This window comes from Streptomyces sp. SPB074 (assembly GCF_000154905.1).
GTDB lineage: Bacteria > Actinomycetota > Actinomycetes > Streptomycetales > Streptomycetaceae > Streptomyces.
Window position 1 is genome coordinate 190,345 of record NZ_GG770539.1, and the last position, 17,918, is coordinate 208,262.

Sequence of the window (17,918 nt, forward strand, 5' to 3'; positions counted from 1 at the left end):
CAGTGCCGCGAAGCGGTGGGCGACGGTGCGCCAGGCGGACTCCGCCTCCGGGGCCTCGCGCACGGCGTGGGCGTGGAGGCGCGCGGGGCCGGGGGCGCCGTGCCGGGCGAGGCGGCGGGGATTCCACTGCGGGATGCGCGCGACGCGGGCCTCCGGGTGGAACTGCACGCCCCAGGCCCTCGTGCCGAGGCGGAAGCCCTGGTACGGGCAGTCGGCGCTGCTCAGCAGCCAGTGCGCGCCCGGCGGGAGCGCCGTGATCGCGTCGACGTGGTTCTCGATCGCCGGCGGGTGCGCGGGCAGCCCGTGGAAGAGCGGATCGTCGGCCGCCTCGGGACGCAGGGTGAGCCGGACGCTGCCGAACTCGGGCGTGCCGTGCTTTCCGCGTACCTCTCCCCCTGCGACGTGCGCGAGGAGCTGGCCGCCGAGGCAGATGCCGAACATGGGGACACCCCCGTCGAGTGCCTGCCGGACGAGGGCACGCGTGGCCGGCAGCCACGGGGGCGCGCGTCGTCGTCCGGCAGGTGGGCACCCCCGAGGACGAGCAGCCCGTCATGAGCGAGCCGCGCGGGCAGCGGCTCCCCCGCCCAGGCCGGCACCACATCGAGCCGCACACCCGCCTCCGCGAGCCATGACGCCCAGTTCCCCGCCCCGTCCCCGTCCTGATGACACACCACGAGCACGCGGCCCTCCCTCGCCCCACCGCCGTCCCGCCGAGCCTCGGCCACCATCCGCGCTCTCCCTCCCTGCCACCCGTTCAGTCAGGCACCGAACCTAGGCGCGGGAGGGCGAAATCCGAGCGTGCGGGGTGGCCCGGTCCCTGCCGCCGAGAACTCCGTGTTCCTGACGTTGCCCGCGCGGTATCGTGCGCGTCATGTCGAGTCCCGAGTCGGACAGGTCGGGGGCTTTCGGTCACGCCGTCAGCCCCCCGCACCACTGAGCCCGCGCGGCGCCGAGCCGCCGCGCCATTGAGCTTCCGCAGCGCTGAGCCATCACGCCGGTGAGCCGTCGAGCTTCCGCTCCGCCGGGCCGGTGTGCTCCGCGTGCCCCCGCCATTCCCGTACGGCGGCCGGGCTGCGCATTCGCGCTCCGGGGACCGACGGCGATGACGAGACGACCTCTCGTACCTCGCCTTCTCCCGGAGTCCACGCGATGCCCTTCGCCCTGTACCCGCTCGCCCTGGCCGTGTTCGCCATGGGCACGTCCGAGTTCGTTCTCGCCGGGCTGCTGCCCGCTCTGGCGCCGGATCTCGGCGTCACGGTCGCGACGGCCGGCCTGCTGACGCCCGCCTTCGCCGTCGGCATGGTGGTGGGCGCCCCGCTCGTCGCCGTGCTCGCCCGCGCCTGGCCGCGCCGCGCCTGCCTCATCGCCTCCGTCCTCGTCTTCGGGGCCGCCCACGCCGCGGCCGCTCTGACGGCGAGCTTCACCGTTCTGTTCGCGGCGCGAGTCCTCGCCGCGCTCGCGCACGCGGGCTTCCTCGCCCTGGCGCTGCCGACGGCGACCGCGCTCGTCCCCGCGGACCGGTCGGGGCGCGCGCTCGCCGTGCTGCTCGCCGGAACGACGGCGGCGACGGTCGCCGGGGTCCCCGCCGGGGCGGCGCTCGGCACGCTGTACGGCTGGCGGGCGGTGTTCTGGGGGCTCGCGGCGCTGTGCGTACCCGTCGCGCTCGGCGTGTTCGCGGCGGTGCCGGCGGCCCGGGGCGGGACGGGCGGGCGCGGGCTGCGCGCGGAGGCGGCGGTACTGCGCCGGCCGTCCTTGCTGCTCGCGATGCCGCTCGGCGCCCTGGTCAACGCGGCGACCTTCGCGAGTTTCACCTACCTCGCCCCCGTCGTGACCGGGGCCGCCGGTCTGGGTGAGGGGTGGGTCGCGGTGGTCCTGATGCTCTTCGGCGCGGGATCGTTCGCGGGGGTCACGCTCGCGGGCCGCTTCGCGGACGGCCGGCCCGGTGTCCTGCTCACGGTGACGGGCCCGGCGGTTGTCGTGGGCTGGCCGGCGCTCGCGCTCGCCGCCGGGGAACCGGCTGTGCTGCTCCCGCTGGTCTGCGCGCAGGGTGCGGCGTCCTTCGCGCTCGGCAGCACGCTGGTGACGCGCGTCCTGCACGAGGCGTCGGGTGCGCCGGCCCTCGCGGGGGCCTGCGCGACGACGGCCCTCAACGCGGGTGCCGCGGCGGGTCCCCTGCTCGCCGCCCCGTCCCTCGCGACGGCGGCGGGCCCGCGCGGGCCGCTGTGGACGAGTGCCCTGCTCGCGGTGGCGGCCTTCGTGCTTGTCCTGCGTTTTCGCGCGCGGCTCACGGGGACCGAGGAGCCCACGCCCTCCCGGTTGCCGTGATCCCACGAGGGGTCCCGTGCCCCGGGCGTGCGGCGGCCGGGGACACCGGCTTCGGGCGGGCGCGTCGCCCGTCTGAGCCGTGTTCCCGGCCGTCGCACGAGCCCGGCTCCCGGGGTTCTTCGCGCGTGTGGTGTTCCCGGCCGCACGCCTCCGTGTCAGGCCGCCGCCAGCACCGCTTCGATCTCGCGGAGGAAGGCGTCGAGGTCGCCCGGGTTGCGGGAGGTGATCAGGGTGAAGCCCTCCGCGTCGCAGCGGACGGCCTCCTTGTCGGCCCACTGGGCCGCGCCCGCGTTCGTGATGTCGGTCCGCAGCGAGGGGTACGAGGTGAGGGTCTTGCCCTTGACCGCGCCGGTCTCCACGAGGAGCCACGGGCCGTGGCAGATCGCGGCGACGGGACGGCCTCCGGAGGTGAAGTCCCGGGCGATGCCCAGGGCGTCTTCGTCCAGGCGCAGACTGTCGGCGTTGAGCGTGCCGCCGGGGACGAGGAGCAGTTCGTACTGCCCCGGGTCGACGTCGGCGAGCGTCGCCGAGGGCCGGACGGTCTTTCCCGGGTCCTTGTCCCCGACGAGGGTCTGGACCGGCTCCTGCTTCGTCGCCGCGATGGTCACCTCCGCCTCCGCGTCCCGCAGGCGGTCGACGGGAACGACGAGCTCGTCCTGCTCGACGCCGTAGTTCGTGACGATCGCGAGCACCTTGTGCCCGCTGAGGTCGGGCGTGTTCTCCGCCATGACGCTCCTCTCCCCGGTCCGCCTCAGCGGCCGACGGCCTTGCGCAGTTCCTGCTTGTTCATCGAGGAACGGCCCTGGATGTTCTTCTTCTTGGCTTCTTCGTAGAGCTGGTCGCGCGTGGGCCCCTGGGGGCCGCTGTGCGAGCGCTCGCCGCCCCGCTCGTAGCTCGACTTCGGGTCTCGCGTGGAGACCTTGCCCGCGCGGCGGGACTCGCCCGCGCGGGCCCGCTCCTTGTTCACGGTCCGGGCGGCGATCTCCTCGGCCCGTCCCTCGGACGTGCCACGCCGCTCCTCGCTCTCCTTGATGTGCTCGTACTGGCGCTCGCGCTTGCGGTTGGAGCCTGCCGGCACGGTGCTCACCTCTCTTCCGGCTCGTACGGTCTCCGGTACCCCGTTCAGGGCTTGAGGATCACCTTGGTCCAGCCCGGCTCGCGGTCGTCGAAGTCGCGGTACGCGCGGGGGGCCTCGGCGAGGGGGAGTTCGTGCGAGACGAGGAAGGAGGGGTGCGCGCGGTCGTGGTGGATGAGCTGGGCGAGCCGCCTGTTGTACGCCTTGACGTTGGCCTGGCCCGTGCGGACGCTCTGGCCCTTGAACCAGAACTGGCCGAAGTCGAAGGGCAGCTTGCCCTCGCGGGTCAGCTCCGTCGGGGCGCCCTCGTCCTGGGGGAGGAAGACGCCGACGACACCGATGCCGCCGGTGGCCCGGACCGAGGCGACGAGGTCGTTCATCGTGGACTCGGGCTTCTCGTGGCCCTGCGGGTCGTGCGCCTGGTAGCCGACGCACTCGCAGCCCCGGTCGGCGCCGCCGCCCGTGCGTTCCAGGATCTCCTCGACGTGCTCGCCCTTGCTGTCGTCCACGGGGATCGCCCCTGCGGCCTCGGCGAGGCGGAGCCGGTCGGGGTGCCGGTCCACGACGAGGACCTGGCTCGCGCCGCGCAGGACGGCCGAGTAGGCGGCCATGAGACCGACGGGACCGGCGCCGTAGACGGCGACGGACTCGCCCGGCGAGACACCGGCGAGTTCGGTGGCGTGGTAGCCGGTCGGGAAGATGTCCGCCAGCATCACGTAGTCGTTCTCCTTCTCGGCGGCGTCCTCCGGCAGGACGAGGCAGTTGAAGTCGCCCCACGGGACCCGGAGGTACTCCGCCTGGCCGCCCGCGTACGAACCCATTTCGGCGAAGCCGTAGGCGCCGCCCGGGGTGTCGGAGTCGACGGAGAGGCAGAAGCCCGTGTATCCGCGCTCGCAGTTCTCGCAGAAGCCGCAGCCGATGTTGAAGGGCAGGCAGACCCGGTCGCCGACATGGACGCCGTACACCCCCTCGCCGGTCTCCACGACGACGCCGAGGTTCTCGTGGCCGAGGACGCGGCCCTGCTCCAGGGTGGTGCGGCCCTCGTACATGTGGAGGTCGGAGCCGCAGATATTGGTGGACGTGACGCGGACCAGCACGTCGGTGGGGCGTTCGATCCGGGCGTCGGGTACGTCTTCGACCGCCACCTGACGGGGGCCTTCGTAGACAAGTGCCTTCATCGCGTGATCACCTGATTCCGGCCACTGGCGACGGCACGGGGAAGGGGGCGGGGCGCCTCGCCCCGAAGGGTCCCCCTGCCCGGCGATCCGCCGCAGGGGCCGCTCGCGTGCGGTTGTCGATCGGTCGGGTGCCCGGGCGAAACCCGTGTACACACGGACGAGCCCACTCCCGGAGCACCTCTTCCCAGCGTGCGCCCCGACGGCCCGGCGCGCATCCGGCCACGGGCACGGGCCTCCGGAAGGTCTCGGCGGCGGGGCCGTCCGTACATCACTTTCCGGCCAAGGTTCACTTCCGCCCGTCCAGCCTCTTGATTCCGCACCCCCCTCCGGGACCTACTGGTGTGCCGGACCCCGCACGGGGTCCTGACAACGTTGTCACAGGAGGGTTCCGGGCCGTGACCCGGGGCCGGGGAGGACGATCCGATGCCGCACGGGTCCTTGTCCAGGACGTCACCAGGGGGCAGACCTCCGTCGCGCCGCAGATCAGGGGGGATTGTCCTCGGGGCAGCCGCCCTGCTGCTCGTGGGCACGGCGCAGGGCGCCGTCGCCGCGCCGCACGAGGCCGCGCACCGCCCGCAGACCGCTTTCGCCTCCTCCTTCGAGGACGGCGAGAAGGCCCCCGACTGGCTCAGCACCGCCGACACCGACGCCTCGGGCCGGCCGCGCCGCTCCGGCGTGGACGGCGCCTACAGCTCCGGCATCCCCGGCAACGTCACCGACCACGTGACGGCCGTGCGGGCGAGCGCGGAGAACACGGCGGGCGGGGAGGTCGCGGCGAATCTCGCCGACGGCCTGCCGGGCACGAAGTGGCTGACCTTCGAGAACAAGGGCTGGGCGGAGTTCGATCTCGACGCGCCGCAGACCATCACCCGCTACGCGCTCGTGTCGGCCAACGACCACGAGGAGCGCGACCCGCGGGACTGGACCCTCCAGGGCTCGGCGGACGGCAAGGACTGGAAGACGCTCGACACGCGCACGGGCGAGAAGTTCACCGAGCGGGCGCAGTCGAAGACGTACGACATCGGCGGCACGCCGGTCGCGTACGCGCACTACCGCCTGGACGTCAGCGCCAACAACGGCGGCTCGGACGCCACCCAGCTCGCCGAGGTGCAGCTCTCCACGGGCGACAGCGATCCCGAGCCGCCCAAGGACATGAGCACGCTCGTGGACCACGGCCCCAGCGGCTCGCCGACCGCGAAGGCGGGCGCGGGCTTCACCGGGACGCACGCGCTGCGCTACTCGGGCACGCACCGCGCGAAGGGGCGCGGGTACGCGTACAACAAGGTCTTCGACGTGAACGTGAAGGTCCGCAAGGACACGACGCTCTCGTACAAGATCTTCCCCTCGCTCCCCGCGACGGACCTCGACTACCCGGCGACATACGTCGCGGTCGACCTCGCGTTCACCGACGGAACGCGCCTGAGCGACCTGAACGCCGTGGACCAGCTCGGTTTCCGGCTCAGCCCGCAGGGGCAGGGCGCGTCGAAGGCGCTCTACGCGAACCAGTGGAACGACCGCAGCGCGCGGATCGGGAGCGTCGCGGCGGGCAAGACGATCGACCGCGTGCTCCTCGGGTACGACGCGGCCAAGGGCCCGCACACCTTCCGGGGCTGGGTCGACGACATCAGCGTCAAGGAGCAGGCCGCGCCGCGGCCGAAGCCGTACCTCTCCGACTACGCGACGACGACGCGCGGCACCAACTCCAGCGGTGACTTCTCGCGCGGCAACAACATCCCCGCGACGGCCGTTCCGCACGGCTTCAACTTCTGGACCCCGGTGACCAACGCGGGCTCCACGAGCTGGCTCTACGACTACGCGCGCTCCAACAACTCCGACAACCTGCCGACCATGCAGGCGATCGCGGCGAGCCACGAGCCGAGCCCGTGGATGGGCGACCGGCAGACCTTCCAGGTCATGCCGTCGCTCGCGGCCGGCACCCCGGCGACCGGACGGACCGAGCGGGCGCTGCCCTTCCGGCACGAGAACGAGTCCGCGAAGCCGTACGAGTACGCGGTGACGTACGAGAACGGGCTGCGCGCCCAGGTCGCCCCGACCGATCACGCGGCGGCGCTCCGGTTCACGTACCCGGGCAAGGACGCCTCCGTGATCTTCGACAACGTCTCGGAGCAGGGCGGCCTCACGCTCGACAAGGAGCACGGCACCGTCACGGGCTACTCGGACGTCAAGAGCGGGCTGTCGACGGGGGCCACGCGGCTCTTCGTCTACGGCGTCTTCGACAAGAAGGTCACCGGCGGGGACTCCTCGGGCGTCAAGGGCTACCTGCGCTTCGACGCGGGGCGGGACCGCACGGTGACGCTGCGCCTCGCGACCTCGCTCATCGGCGTCGACCAGGCGAGGACGAACCTGGAGCGGGAGATCCCGGCGCGCGAGAGCTACGACGCGGTGCGTGCGAAGGCGCGGGCGCAGTGGGAGAAGCTCATGCGCACCGTGACCGTCGAGGGCGCGAGCGAGGACCAGCTCACGACGCTCTACTCCAGCCTGTACCGGCTCTACCTCTACCCGAACTCGGGCTTCGAGAACACCGGGACCGAGCGCAAGCCCGTGTACCAGTACGCGAGCCCCTTCTCGAAGATGCCGGACCCGGACTCGGCGACGCACACCGGGGCCAAGATCGTGGACGGCAAGGTCTACGTCAACAACGGCTTCTGGGACACGTACCGCACCACGTGGCCCGCGTACTCGCTCCTGACGCCGAAGAAGGCGGGGGAACTCGTCGACGGCTTCGTGCAGCAGTACAAGGACGGCGGCTGGATCTCGCGCTGGTCCTCGCCGGGCTACGCGGACCTCATGACGGGGACGTCCTCGGACGTGGCCTTCGCGGACGCGTACACGAAGGGCGTGGACTTCGACGCGAAGGCGGCGTACGAGGCCGCGCTCAAGAACGCCACAGTCGTGCCGCCGTCCTCGGGCGTGGGCCGCAAGGGAATGAAGACTTCGCCGTTCCTCGGCTACACCTCGACCGACACGGGCGAGGGCATGTCGTGGGCGATGGAGGGCTACGTCAACGACTACGGCATCGGCCGCATGGGCGAGGCGCTGTACAAGAAGACCGGTGAGAAGCGGTACAAGGAGGAGTCCGCGTACTTCCTCAACCGGGCGCAGGACTACGTGAAGATGTTCGACAAGGACGCCGGCTTCTTCCAGGGCCGCAAGGCCGACGGGTCCTGGCGTCTGCCCGCGGACAAGTACGACCCGCGCGTGTGGGGCTACGACTACACCGAGACGAACGGCTGGGGGTACGCGTTCACCGCGCCGCAGGACTCGCACGGTCTCGCGAACCTGTACGGCGGGCGTGACGGGCTCGCGAAGAAGCTCGACACGTACTTCTCGACGCCGGAGACGGCGACGGCCGAGTTCACGGGTTCGTACGGCGGTGTCATCCACGAGATGACCGAGGCGCGCGACGTGCGCATGGGCCAGTACGGGCACAGCAACCAGGTCGCGCACCACGCCGCGTACATGTACGACGCGGCCGGGCAGCCGTGGAAGACGCAGGAGAAGGTCCGCGAGGTCCTCTCGCGCCTCTACTCGGGCAGCTCGATCGGGCAGGGCTACCACGGCGACGAGGACAACGGCGAGCAGTCGGCCTGGTACCTCTTCTCCGCGCTCGGCTTCTACCCGCTCGTGATGGGCGGCCAGGAGTACGCGATCGGCTCGCCGCTCTTCACGAAGGCGACGCTGCGCATGGAGAACGGCAAGAAGTTCACCGTCACCGCGCGCGGCAACAGCACGAAGAACATCTACGTGCAGAGCGTGCGCCTCAACGGCAAGAAGTACGACGCGACCTCGCTCCCGAGCGACGCCGTCGCCAAGGGCGGCACGCTGGAGTTCGTCATGGGCCCCAAGCCCTCGTCGTGGGGCAGCGGCAAGAACGCGGGGCCGCGTTCGCTCACGCAGGGCGACGCGGTCGCGAAGCCCCGTTCCGACGCGCTTCTCGACGGCCAGGGCCCGCTGACCGACAACACCTCGGCGACGGAGGGGCCGCTCACTCAGGACGAGCTGCCCGTCGGCGAGGCGGTGAAGGCGGCGCAGTACACGCTCACGTCGGCGGACCGGGCCAAGGCCCCGAGCGGCTGGGTGCTCCAGGGCTCGAAGGACGGGACCTCCTGGCGGGACCTGGACAAGCGCGCCGGGGAGTCCTTCGGGTACGACCAGCAGACGCGGGTCTTCTCGGTCGCGCGGCCGGGGACGTACGCGCACTACCGGATCGTGCCGGACGGCGCCGGGACGGGCGCGGCGGCGCCCCGGGTGGCGGAGGTGGAACTGCTGGGCTGAGCGACGGCGGTTCGAGTGAGCCGGCCCTGGACCCCGCGGGGTCCGGGGCCGGTTCCCGTGCGGCCGGGGGCGGGCGCGCGGGCCCGGCCGCGCGGCGGCCCGGCGGCTCAGTTCTTGCGCGCCACCGCCGCGTACGTCGAGCTGATGTGCCCTTCCTGTCCCGGGACCGGCTCGCCGAGTTCGGGGTGCCACTGCTCGGCGAGGACCACGCCGGGCTCGACGGGCTCGAAGCCGTCGAGGAAGCGGCTGAACTCGGCGCGGGTGCGCAGGGCGGCCGTGAGTCCCTTGGCGCGGTAGGCGCCGCTCGCCTTCGCGATGTCCTCGGCGGAGTGGAAGTCCGCGGTGAAGTGCGACAGCACGAGGTAACTGCCCGGCGCGAGGGCGTCCTTGAACGCGGAGACGAGCTCGTGGGCGCCGTCCTCGTCGCGGATGAAGTGGAGGAGGGCGACGAGCGAGACGGCGACGGGCAGGGACAGGTCGAGGGTCTTGGCGGCGAGCGCGAGGACCGCCGCGGTGTCGTGGGCGTCCACGAGCGCGAAGTCGAGTGCGCCCTCGGGGGTCCCGCGCAGGAGGGCTTCGGCGTGCGCCATGACGATGGGGTCCCGGTCGCAGTAGACGACGCGCGCCTCGGGCCGTTCGCGCTGGGCGAGCTGGTGGAGATTGGGCTCGGTGGGGATGCCGGAGCCGATGTCGAGGAACTGGTCGATGCCCTGGGTGGCGAGCCAGCGCGTGGCACGGCGCATGAAGGCGCGGTTCATCCTGGCCATGAGCGGGAGCTGGGGCTCCAGGGCGACCATCTGGCGCCCGAGTTCCTCGTCGACGGGATAGTTGTCCTTGCCTCCGAGCATCCAGTCGTACATCCGCGCGGGGTGCGGCTTGCTGGTGTCTATCTTCGGCGCCGCGCCCGTGTCCTGCGATTCCGGCATCGTCAACTCCTGCCTCGGGTTGCTTCGTTGATCAAAGCAACCCGATTCTAGGGACAGGAGGCGCGGGCGCTCGGCGGTGGGGCGGCGCACGGCACCGGGACGGCGGGGACGAACAAGGGGCGCCGTCCAGGTCCTGGACGGCGCCCCTCGCCTTGAGCCCCCGGGTCAGTTGGGGTTGCCTGCGTGGGTCAGGGTCTCCCAGGCGACGAAGAGGTTGTTCGTGCCCGCCGGTCGCTGCTGCTCGGTGAGCCGCTGGGTGTTGGCCATGGCGATGCCGAGACGGCCGTGCAGGGCGTTGTAGCCCACCTCGGTGACGGGGCCGAGGCCGCGCGTGACCTTGCCGCCGCAGAGCCAGCTCGGCGGGGCCTCGCCCAGCTCGTACTTCGACTGGAAGCCGAGCGCCTGGCGCAGGCGTTCGCCGACGTCCGTGCCGTAGAGGTCCTGGCCCTGGATGCGGCTGGTCTCGGCGACGTGCGAGATCGAGGAGATGCCGTACCCGGTGTGGGTGAGGTCGCGGCAGGTCTCCTGGGTGAGCCCGGTGACGAAGGTCGACTGGCCCTGCCAGTAGTTGATGATCTTCTGGCGGGTGTCGAGGTTCTGGCTCGGGACGGTCTTCGGCAGGTCGCCGTCCGAGGAGAGGTAGACGTAGGCGGCGGTCCGCGTGCGGAACTTCCCCATGGCGGTGTCGTACGCGCCCTTGTCGTCGAGGTAGACGGAGATGCCGATCGCCGCCTCCAGGATGGTCAGCTCCCAGTTGCCGTTGGAGTTGGAGCCCTTGATGACGACGGGGAGGTAGACCTGGCGGAGCATCGTGTCGAAGCGGGCGCGCTGGGCCCAGTCGCCGGTGTAGGTGTGCTTGATCAGCTCGGCGGCCTTGGGCCAGGAGGAACCGGCCCAGCCGGTCTGGAGGGGCGCGTTGGTGTTGGTGTGGCTCTTGATCGTCCCGGACCAGGCGTCCATGAGCTGGATCGCCTTCCGCGCGTAGCGCTCGTCGCGGGTGAGGTACCAGGCGAGGGCGTCGGTGTACGCGGCTATCGCGTCCTCGCGCTCGTCGGTGCAGCCGTAGTTGGGGTTGGAGTACGAGCCGCACTCGACCGTCGCACGCGGCTTGGGCGTGCGGTTGAGGTCGGCGTACCTGCTTCCCATCATCTGGTCGAAGGCGCCCTTCCAGGGCTGCGCCCCGGCCTGTACCTTGCGGCGCACGAAGTCGAGCTGGCTCTGCGAGACGGTCACCCCGGGGTGCGTGAACGCGGCGGGCGCCGCCTCCGCCCTGCCCGCGCCGGGCCGGGCGAGCAGCGCGGCGACGAGGGCGACGAGCGTCGCGGCGACGAGGAGGTGGGGGGAGGTCCGGCCTCGGTGGGGGCGCCGGGAGAAAGCTTCCATGAGAACTCATTCCCGTATGTGAATGAAATTCGCACGCTCGAATGCGTACTGCTGAGAGACCATAGGTATGCACCAATGGGGCGTCAAGAAGCGTGCACCTCTTGAAAACAGGGACCCGCGGCAGGCCCGTTTCCCCGCCGCGAGCACGCGCCGCCCCGGCCGGAATCCGCCCCGTCGCCTCGGCATGACGAGCCCGCGCCACTCCCTCCCACTCCTCGGGCGCCCGTTCTACGGGTGAACGTCACCCCGAACCCCTCCCCCGGCCCGCCCGGACTGGCACGCTGCTTCCGATCATCCGATGAGCGTCCGGACGCCGGAACGCGATGCCGGTGCGCCACCCCGGCGCGCGGGCGGGGCTCTCGGCGGTCCGGGAGGGGAGCCATGACGGGCGGGTACGAGGACGCCGCCGCGCCGACGGGGCGGGGACCGCGCCATGTCGCGTGCGTGATGGACGGCAACGGGCGCTGGGCGCAGCGGCGTTCGCTGCCCAGGACCGCCGGGCACCGCGCGGCCGAGGCGACGGTGATCGACGTCATCGAGGCGGCGCGCTCCGCCGGGGTGGAGTGGCTGAGCCTGTACGCCTTCTCCACGGAGAACTGGAGCCGCCCGGACGCCGAGGTCGGCTACCTCATGGACCTCGTACGGCACACCGTGCGCAAGCACGCCCCGTTGCTGCACGCGCGCGGCATCCGCTGCCGCGTGCTCGGCGCGGACGACCCCCGCCTCCCCGCTCCCCTGGCGCGCGATTTCGCCGACCTCGCGACGCTGACCGCGGGCAACCGCCGCATGACCCTGACCGTCGCCTTCGACCACGGCGGGCGCGGCGACATCGTCGCCGCCGCGCGCTCCCTGATCCGGGCCGGTGTCCCGGCCGACGAGGTGACCGAGCGCGCCTTCGCCGCCCACCTGCCCTTCCCCGACACCCCCGACGTGGACCTCGTGATCCGCACCTCGGGAGAGCAGCGCATCTCCAACTTCATGCTGTGGCAGGTCGCCTACGCGGAATGGGTCTTCCCCACCGTGCTCTGGCCGGACTTCCGCGCCCCGCACTTCCTGGAGTGCCTGCACCACTACCGGCACCGCGAGCGCCGCTTCGGCGGCGTCCCGGCCCAGCAGAACGGAACCCCCGCCCCATGACGACCGCCGAGGGACACCCCCGCTACCGCCGGCTCTTCGACGACCGGCGCTGGGCCCCGGCCCTTGTCCGCGCCACCGTCCTGGAGGCCGCGCACCCGCAGGTCGGCGCCGCGCTGGCCGCCCACTCCACCTTCGTCACGCACCCGTGGCGCCGGCTGCGCAACACCTTCACGAGTATGCGCCGCATGTGCGACGCCGACGCGGCCGTGCGCGAGCGGGAGGCGGCCCGGCTCAACCGGATGCACGCGCGGATCAAGGGCACGGGGCCCGACCGGAGCCCGTACGACGCGATGGACCCCGCCGCGCGCGCCTGGGTCCTCGCGACGCTCTTCGAGAGCGCCGTCACGATGTACCGGCTCAGCGGTCAGCCGCTGCGCCACGAGGAGATCGAGGGCCTGTACGCGGAGACCCGGGACTACCTGCGGGCGCTGGGCGAGGACGAGGCCGCGCTGCCGCCCACGACCGGGGAGTTCTGGCCCTACTTCGACGGGGTCGTCGCCCGGGAGCTGGCGGACACCGAGGCGATGCGGATCATCCTCTACAGGCTCTTCGACCACCTGCCGGCGCCCGGGGTGCTGAGCGGGCTCCCCACGGTGTGGGCGACGGGACGGGCTCTCGCCGGGCCGCTCATCGGGGCGGTCACCGTGGCTTCGCTGCCCGAACCGTACCGGCGGCGCGTCGGCCTCCCCGAGCTGCCGGGCGCGACGACGCTCATGCGCGGCACCTACCTCGCCGCCGGGCTGGCACGTTTCGTGCCGGAGGAATGGCGCGAGGAGTGGCTGAGCGCCGAGCGCGTCGTCGATCTGCTCTCGGCCTCGCCCGGTGGGGACGACCCGGCGGCGCGCACGCTGTCGGCGCTGCACGAGAGGGTGCGGCGGGCGGGAGCCCTGGTGCGCCTGCTCTCGCCGCTCACCGCGCCGGAACCGGCAGCCCCGTCCGCTTCCGCCCCGGCGTCCGCTTCGGCTTCCGTGCACGACGATGCCGAGGGCTTCTTCCGCGACGTGCTCGACCAGACGGGGGACGGGTATCTCGACTGGCCGGATCTCGCCGCCATGGCACGGGAACTGGCGACGCGGCTCGACCTGGACGAGCCGGAGGAGACCCGGCTGTACGAGGCGTTCGCGGGCTGGTGGCGCGAGCTGCGGGCGGAGCTGGACACGGACGGGGACGGGCGGGTGAGCGCGCGGGAGTACGCGAGCGCGGCCCCCGGGCTCGCGGGCCCGGCGCTCATCCGGGTCGCCGAGGTCCTCTTCGCCGCGACCGACACCGACGGCGACGGGACGATCGACGCCGAGGAGTACCGGGCGCTCTTCCGCACGGCGTTCCGCCGGGAAACGGCGGGCGACGCGGACGGGCCGGACGACGCGGACGGGGGCCGCGCGGGGGCGGGGGGCGCGGGCGCGGAAGGTGCGGGCGCCAACCGGCCGGGCGCGGGCGGGTCGGGGGCGGGCGGCGGCAAGGGCGGGTACGACGTCGCCGCCTTCGTCCGCGCGTTCGTCTCGTTCATGTCGGGCCGGGTGCGCTCCTCGCCGTTCGACCCGCTGTTCACCCAGCCGTGAGCGGCCGGAGCGCCTCCGTACCCTGAGACGCCTCGGGGCCGAACGTCATACTCAAGTCGGAGAACCGGCCGCCACGTCCGACTCAAGACGACCCCGAAGACACCTCTCGCGGGGGTCTTCGGGAGGGGTGCGCGGCGGGAAGATCCCGCCGGTCGCCGCGATGAACAGCGTCCACACGCCGCCGAGCCTGCGCGGCCTCGTCCTCCGCAACACCCTCGGCTCCCTCGTCGTCGCCTTCGGCACAGTGCTGCTCTTCACGGACGACAACTACGTGGTCTCGGCGGGCGCGGGCGTCGTCATGGTCGGGGTGATCGTCCTGACGCCGCTGCTCTCGCGGCCCTTCGTCGCGGCGGCGGAGCCGGTGCTCAGGCTCTTCGGCGTCGCGGGCAGGCTCGCCCGGCTCAACGCGGTCCGCAATCCGCGTCGTACCGCCTCGACCGCCTCCGCCCTGATGATCGGCCTCACCCTCATCACCGCGATGACGGTGGTGGCGACGTCCACGAGCGGCGCGATCGACCGGATGGCGGCCGACTCGCTCAAGGCCGACTACACGGTCTCGATGGCGAACTACGAACCTCTCGGGCCCGAGGTGGGCAAGACCGTGGCCGCCCTCCCGGAGGTCACCGCGTCGAGCCCCGTGCGCACGGCGTACGGCAAGGTCGGCGGGGGCCCCAGCCGGCTCTCCGGCGTGGACCCGGAGAGCTTCGGCAGCCTCGTGCAGCCCGACCTGGACAGCGGCTCGCTGCGTGACCTGCGCGGGAACACGGTCCTGCTGGACCGGGACACCGCCGCGGAACGCGGCCTGCGCACCGGCGACGAGGTCGCGGTGAGCTTCGACGACGGCGGCGGCCGCGCGCGGCTGCGCGTCGCCGGGATCTACCGGCCGAACGACCTGCTGAACGGCGTCTACCTGCCGGTCTCCGTCATGACCCCGCATCTGTCGGAGATCACCGACGAGAAGGTCCTCGTCCGGATGCGGGGCGGCGCGAGCGACGAGGCGCAGGACACGCTGGTCAAGGCGCTCGGTTCCAACCCGGCACTCAAGATCCAGGACAAGGACGCCCTCAGCGGCGAGATCGGCGGCGCCATCGACATGCTCCTCAAGATGCTCTACGGGCTGCTCGCGATGGCCGTGCTGATCGCGGTGCTCGGGGTCATCAACACCCTGGCCATGTCGGTCTTCGAGCGACGCCACGAGATCGGGATGCTGCGGGCGATCGGCCTGGACCGGGCGAAGGTCAAGCGGATGGTGCGGCTGGAGTCCGTGGTGATCTCCCTGTTCGGCGCGGTCCTCGGGGTGGGGCTCGGGCTCTTCCTCGGCTGGGTCGCGGGCGGCGCGGTGGGTCCCGACGTACCGCATGGACGTCCCGGTGCCGCAGCTGCTGGTCTTCCTCGCGAGCGCCGTCGTGGTCGGCGTCCTCGCCGCCCTGTGGCCGGCCCGGGGCGCGGCACGCCTGAACCCGCTCCAGGCGATCAAGGCGGAGTAGCCGGGGCGCGGGCGGACACGGGGTACGGGAGGCGTTCCGTACCCCGCGTCGTGGGTGGCGTCCCCCGCGCCCCCGCGCGCCGCGCTCCTCCGCGTCCCGCCCCGCCCCTGCTCCGCCTCAGCCGATGACGCCGCGAATCCAGGCGCGTTGCCGGGAGATCTCGCCCGCCTCGGCGGTCGACTCCCTGTCGGAGCCGTCGAAGACGCCGAGAAGTTCCTCACGGCCGTCCGGGGCGACGCTGATCACCGGGCCGCCCGAGTCGCCCCCGGCGGGAATCCCGCTGACCTTCTCCATGCAGAAGTCGGAGGTGCCGGGCCCGGCGTGCCCGGCGCAGCGCGGGTCGTCGGGGCGCACGACGCGGAGTTCGGCCTGTTTGAGGACGCGGGACTGGCACGCGTTCTCGTCGCCCTCGCACGTCGCGCCCCAGCCGAGGACACGCACGCGCTGCCCGGTGCGCACCCCCTCGGTCGCGAGCCGCGCCGTGCGCACCGTCATCGGCGGGACCTTGACGAGCATCATGTCGGCCTCGGCGCTCCCCTTCCGCCCGCCCTTCACCGGGTGCGTGAGGGTCCCGGCGCTCGCGTCGAGGCTCCCGGTCCGGAAGGAGATCCGCGAGTCGGCGACCGCCTGGCCCTGCTCGAAGAAGCAGTGCGAGGCGCTGAGCACCCACTCCCGGGCGACCGCCGTACCCGTGCACGTGGGCACGCCGTCCACGAACATCCGCACGGCCCAGGGGCCGTACGTACTCGGCGCGCCCCCGATGACGGCGGTCGCGGGCGGCGCGGCGAGCGTCCCGCCGCTCAGCAGGGCCAGGACGGTCAGCTCCAGCGCGCGTGCGCGGTGGGCCATGTCGCGTTCACTCCACTCGGGAGACGGGGACGGGAGCGACCCGTCGGGCACAGCCACGTGTGCCCCGGGACGCCGCCGGTGAGCCGGGCACCACCCGAACGGCTCCTCCCGCGCGGAGCCCGTCGGGCGGACGCCCCGGCGGCATCCCACGCCGAGCCGCCCCGGCGGACCACCACACGGACCACCGCCGCACGGACCGCCCCGAGCGGACCGCCGCCGGACAGACCCCCACCACACGGGCCGCCCCCACCCGGACCTTCACCGCCCGCACCGCCCCCGCCCGGACCGGCTCCGGAGGGCTTCCGCCCCGTCAGCCCGACTTCGGCGGTTTGCGCGCGTCGAAGGCGAAGAGCGTGTTCTTGTCCGCCGCCACGACCAGGGCGCCCCCGGCCACCGTCACGCGCGGGCTCTCGCCCCCGGTGCCCGTGAGGGCGTCCACCCGGGGATCGGTCGTCCACAGGATCTCGCCGTTCTCGGGCGAGAGCGCGACCACGCGGCCGGTGGCGGAGCTGAAGTACAGCGCGGCGTCGCCTCCCGAGGGCCCCGAAGCGCCTTCCACGGCGGTCTGGCGGGCCCATTTCACGCGCCCGTTCGCGGGATCGACCGCCGAGACGCGACCGGTCTGCCCGCTCACGTAGACGGTGCCGCGCGCCATGCCGGGCGTCCCGCCGAGGGTGCGGGCGAAGCGGGAGTACGTGACCTTGCGCGTCACGGGGTCGGCCAGCGCCACGCTGTCGTAGTCGGCCATGGCCGTGCCGTCCTTGCGCACCCCGAGGAGGGCGAGCCGTCCGTCGGTGGTCCCCACCGGCACGACGGGGCCTTTGAGCGCGAGGGGCGCGCCGAGGCGGCCCGTGGCGTGGTCCACGGTGCGCAGGGTGGGGTGGCGCACGTCGAGCGCGTCGATCTCCGTGTCCGTGGCGCACATGGCGAGGAGCCGGGTGGCCATGAGGACGGGGGCGCAGCGTGCGCCGGCGGGGAAGGGCGCGTTCCAGGTGACGTCGCCGCTGTGCGCGTCGCGCGCCTCCAGGCGGGAGTTGCCCGCGTCGACGCTCACGACGGTCCCGCCCGCGACGACGGCGTCCTGGCTGCGGCCGGCCACGGCGCGGGACTGGGCGCCGGTCGGCGTGGACCACAGTTCGCGGCCCGTCTTCGCGTCGAGCGCCACCACTTCCCCGCGCGGGGTCTTCGGGCTGTCCTCGGGCGCGAACCGGTACCCGACGGCGGTGTCCGGCGTGACGCCCACGAAGTGCGTGCCCTGGACGGGGACGCCCGGGCTCTTCGCCGTCCACACGCGGGAGCCGTCCGCGATCCTGATGCGGCTCGCGGTCACGCTTCCTCCCCCGCAGAACACCGCGTCCCCCTGTGCGACGCACCGCACCTCGTCGGGAATGTCCGGGCGCCCGCCCGGTACCGTCACGCGCCAGGGAGCGAATCCGGCCGGAGGCGCGGGGGCGGCGACGGCGTCGCTCCTGTCCTCCTTCTTCTGCCCCTCGGAGTTGGCCGCCGTCAGCGCGGCGACGCCCCCTCCGATGGCCGCGACGGCGACGGCGAGCACGGTGCGCCAACGGCGCCGGGACCGACGGCCGCCGGGAGCGGTGCCCGCGGGGACTGCCGCCTCGGGGACGGCGGCCTCGTTTTCGGTTTTTTCCTTTTTTTTTTTTTTCTTTTTTTTTTTTTTTTTTTTTTTTTTTTTTTTTTTTTTT

12 protein-coding genes and 1 pseudogene are annotated in these 17,918 nt (G+C 72.8%); 5 read left to right on the forward strand and 8 right to left on the reverse strand.

The features are described 5' to 3' along the window. Positions 1 to 728: pseudogene (locus SSBG_RS00845) on the reverse strand (type 1 glutamine amidotransferase); the annotation flags it as partial. A gap of 421 nt (positions 729 to 1,149) precedes the next feature. Between SSBG_RS00845 and SSBG_RS00850 the strand changes: the two are divergent. After that, positions 1,150 to 2,325, forward strand: coding sequence for a Cmx/CmrA family chloramphenicol efflux MFS transporter (locus SSBG_RS00850; RefSeq protein WP_008744351.1), 1,176 nt, complete (start codon positions 1,150 to 1,152; stop codon positions 2,323 to 2,325). Positions 2,326 to 2,480: 155 nt separating this feature from the next. On the opposite strand, the gene SSBG_RS00855 is transcribed toward SSBG_RS00850, so the two are convergent. From SSBG_RS00855 to SSBG_RS00865, 3 genes are read right to left on the reverse strand one after another with little or no spacing between them, the layout of a single operon-like run. Further along, positions 2,481 to 3,053: a type 1 glutamine amidotransferase domain-containing protein gene (locus tag SSBG_RS00855; protein ID WP_008744352.1), complete on the reverse strand. Its 573-nt coding sequence runs from the start codon at positions 3,051 to 3,053 to the stop codon at positions 2,481 to 2,483. 23 nt (positions 3,054 to 3,076) lie between these two features. Beyond that, positions 3,077 to 3,403: a hypothetical protein gene (locus SSBG_RS00860; protein WP_008744353.1), complete on the reverse strand. Its 327-nt coding sequence runs from the start codon at positions 3,401 to 3,403 to the stop codon at positions 3,077 to 3,079. 44 nt (positions 3,404 to 3,447) lie between these two features. Further along, positions 3,448 to 4,578, reverse strand: coding sequence for a glutathione-independent formaldehyde dehydrogenase (locus SSBG_RS00865; protein WP_008744354.1), 1,131 nt, complete (start codon positions 4,576 to 4,578; stop codon positions 3,448 to 3,450). Positions 4,579 to 5,100: 522 nt separating this feature from the next. On the opposite strand from SSBG_RS00865, the gene SSBG_RS00870 reads away from it, so the two are divergent. After that, positions 5,101 to 8,874 (forward strand): GH92 family glycosyl hydrolase, encoded by a 3,774-nt coding sequence (locus SSBG_RS00870; protein WP_008744355.1) that lies wholly within the window; start codon positions 5,101 to 5,103, stop codon positions 8,872 to 8,874. Positions 8,875 to 8,981: 107 nt separating this feature from the next. Here the strand turns inward: SSBG_RS00870 and SSBG_RS00875 are convergent, their stop codons facing one another. Next, on the reverse strand, positions 8,982 to 9,800 hold the full coding sequence (locus SSBG_RS00875; protein WP_008744356.1) for an SAM-dependent methyltransferase: 819 nt from the start codon (positions 9,798 to 9,800) through the stop codon (positions 8,982 to 8,984). 165 nt (positions 9,801 to 9,965) lie between these two features. Then, positions 9,966 to 11,183 carry an alginate lyase family protein gene (locus SSBG_RS00880; RefSeq protein ID WP_008744357.1) on the reverse strand — a complete coding sequence of 406 codons (1,218 nt, stop codon included), beginning with the start codon at positions 11,181 to 11,183 and terminating at the stop codon, positions 9,966 to 9,968. Positions 11,184 to 11,564: 381 nt separating this feature from the next. Here SSBG_RS00880 and uppS point away from each other — a divergent pair, with 381 nt between their 5' ends. From uppS to SSBG_RS00895, 3 genes are all read left to right on the forward strand, one after another. Continuing rightward, positions 11,565 to 12,320, forward strand: a complete 756-nt coding sequence (gene uppS, locus SSBG_RS00885; protein ID WP_008744358.1) for a polyprenyl diphosphate synthase — start codon at positions 11,565 to 11,567, stop codon at positions 12,318 to 12,320. Then, positions 12,317 to 13,879, forward strand: a complete 1,563-nt coding sequence (locus tag SSBG_RS00890) for an oxygenase MpaB family protein (protein ID WP_008744359.1) — start codon at positions 12,317 to 12,319, stop codon at positions 13,877 to 13,879. The genes uppS and SSBG_RS00890 overlap by 4 nt, the downstream gene beginning before the upstream one ends. A gap of 160 nt (positions 13,880 to 14,039) precedes the next feature. Further along, complete coding sequence (locus SSBG_RS00895; protein ID WP_234010298.1) at positions 14,040 to 15,494, forward strand: FtsX-like permease family protein; 1,455 nt, start codon at positions 14,040 to 14,042, stop codon at positions 15,492 to 15,494. Here SSBG_RS00895 and SSBG_RS00900 read toward each other — a convergent pair. Then, positions 15,484 to 16,215 carry a S1 family peptidase gene (locus tag SSBG_RS00900; RefSeq protein ID WP_008744361.1) on the reverse strand — a complete coding sequence of 244 codons (732 nt, stop codon included), beginning with the start codon at positions 16,213 to 16,215 and terminating at the stop codon, positions 15,484 to 15,486. The two genes, SSBG_RS00895 and SSBG_RS00900, sit on opposite strands and share 11 nt — an antisense overlap. A gap of 310 nt (positions 16,216 to 16,525) precedes the next feature. Beyond that, the coding region (locus SSBG_RS33965; protein WP_037868606.1) for a PQQ-binding-like beta-propeller repeat protein at positions 16,526 to 17,918 on the reverse strand (1,393 nt) is incomplete at its 5' end.

What these genes read in the sequence shown, in the direction of transcription:
- SSBG_RS00850 (WP_008744351.1), top strand. Translation starts at nt 1,150, where the DNA reads ATGCCCTTCGCCCTGTACCCGCTCGCCCTGGCCGTGTTCGCCATGGGC.
- SSBG_RS00855 (WP_008744352.1), bottom strand. Translation starts at nt 3,053, where the DNA reads ATGGCGGAGAACACGCCCGACCTCAGCGGGCACAAGGTGCTCGCGATC.
- SSBG_RS00865 (WP_008744354.1), bottom strand. Translation starts at nt 4,578, where the DNA reads ATGAAGGCACTTGTCTACGAAGGCCCCCGTCAGGTGGCGGTCGAAGAC.
- SSBG_RS00875 (WP_008744356.1), bottom strand. Translation starts at nt 9,800, where the DNA reads ATGCCGGAATCGCAGGACACGGGCGCGGCGCCGAAGATAGACACCAGC.
- SSBG_RS00880 (WP_008744357.1), bottom strand. Translation starts at nt 11,183, where the DNA reads ATGGAAGCTTTCTCCCGGCGCCCCCACCGAGGCCGGACCTCCCCCCAC.
- uppS (WP_008744358.1), top strand. Translation starts at nt 11,565, where the DNA reads ATGACGGGCGGGTACGAGGACGCCGCCGCGCCGACGGGGCGGGGACCG.
- SSBG_RS00890 (WP_008744359.1), top strand. Translation starts at nt 12,317, where the DNA reads ATGACGACCGCCGAGGGACACCCCCGCTACCGCCGGCTCTTCGACGAC.
- SSBG_RS00895 (WP_234010298.1), top strand. Translation starts at nt 14,040, where the DNA reads ATGAACAGCGTCCACACGCCGCCGAGCCTGCGCGGCCTCGTCCTCCGC.
- SSBG_RS00900 (WP_008744361.1), bottom strand. Translation starts at nt 16,215, where the DNA reads ATGGCCCACCGCGCACGCGCGCTGGAGCTGACCGTCCTGGCCCTGCTG.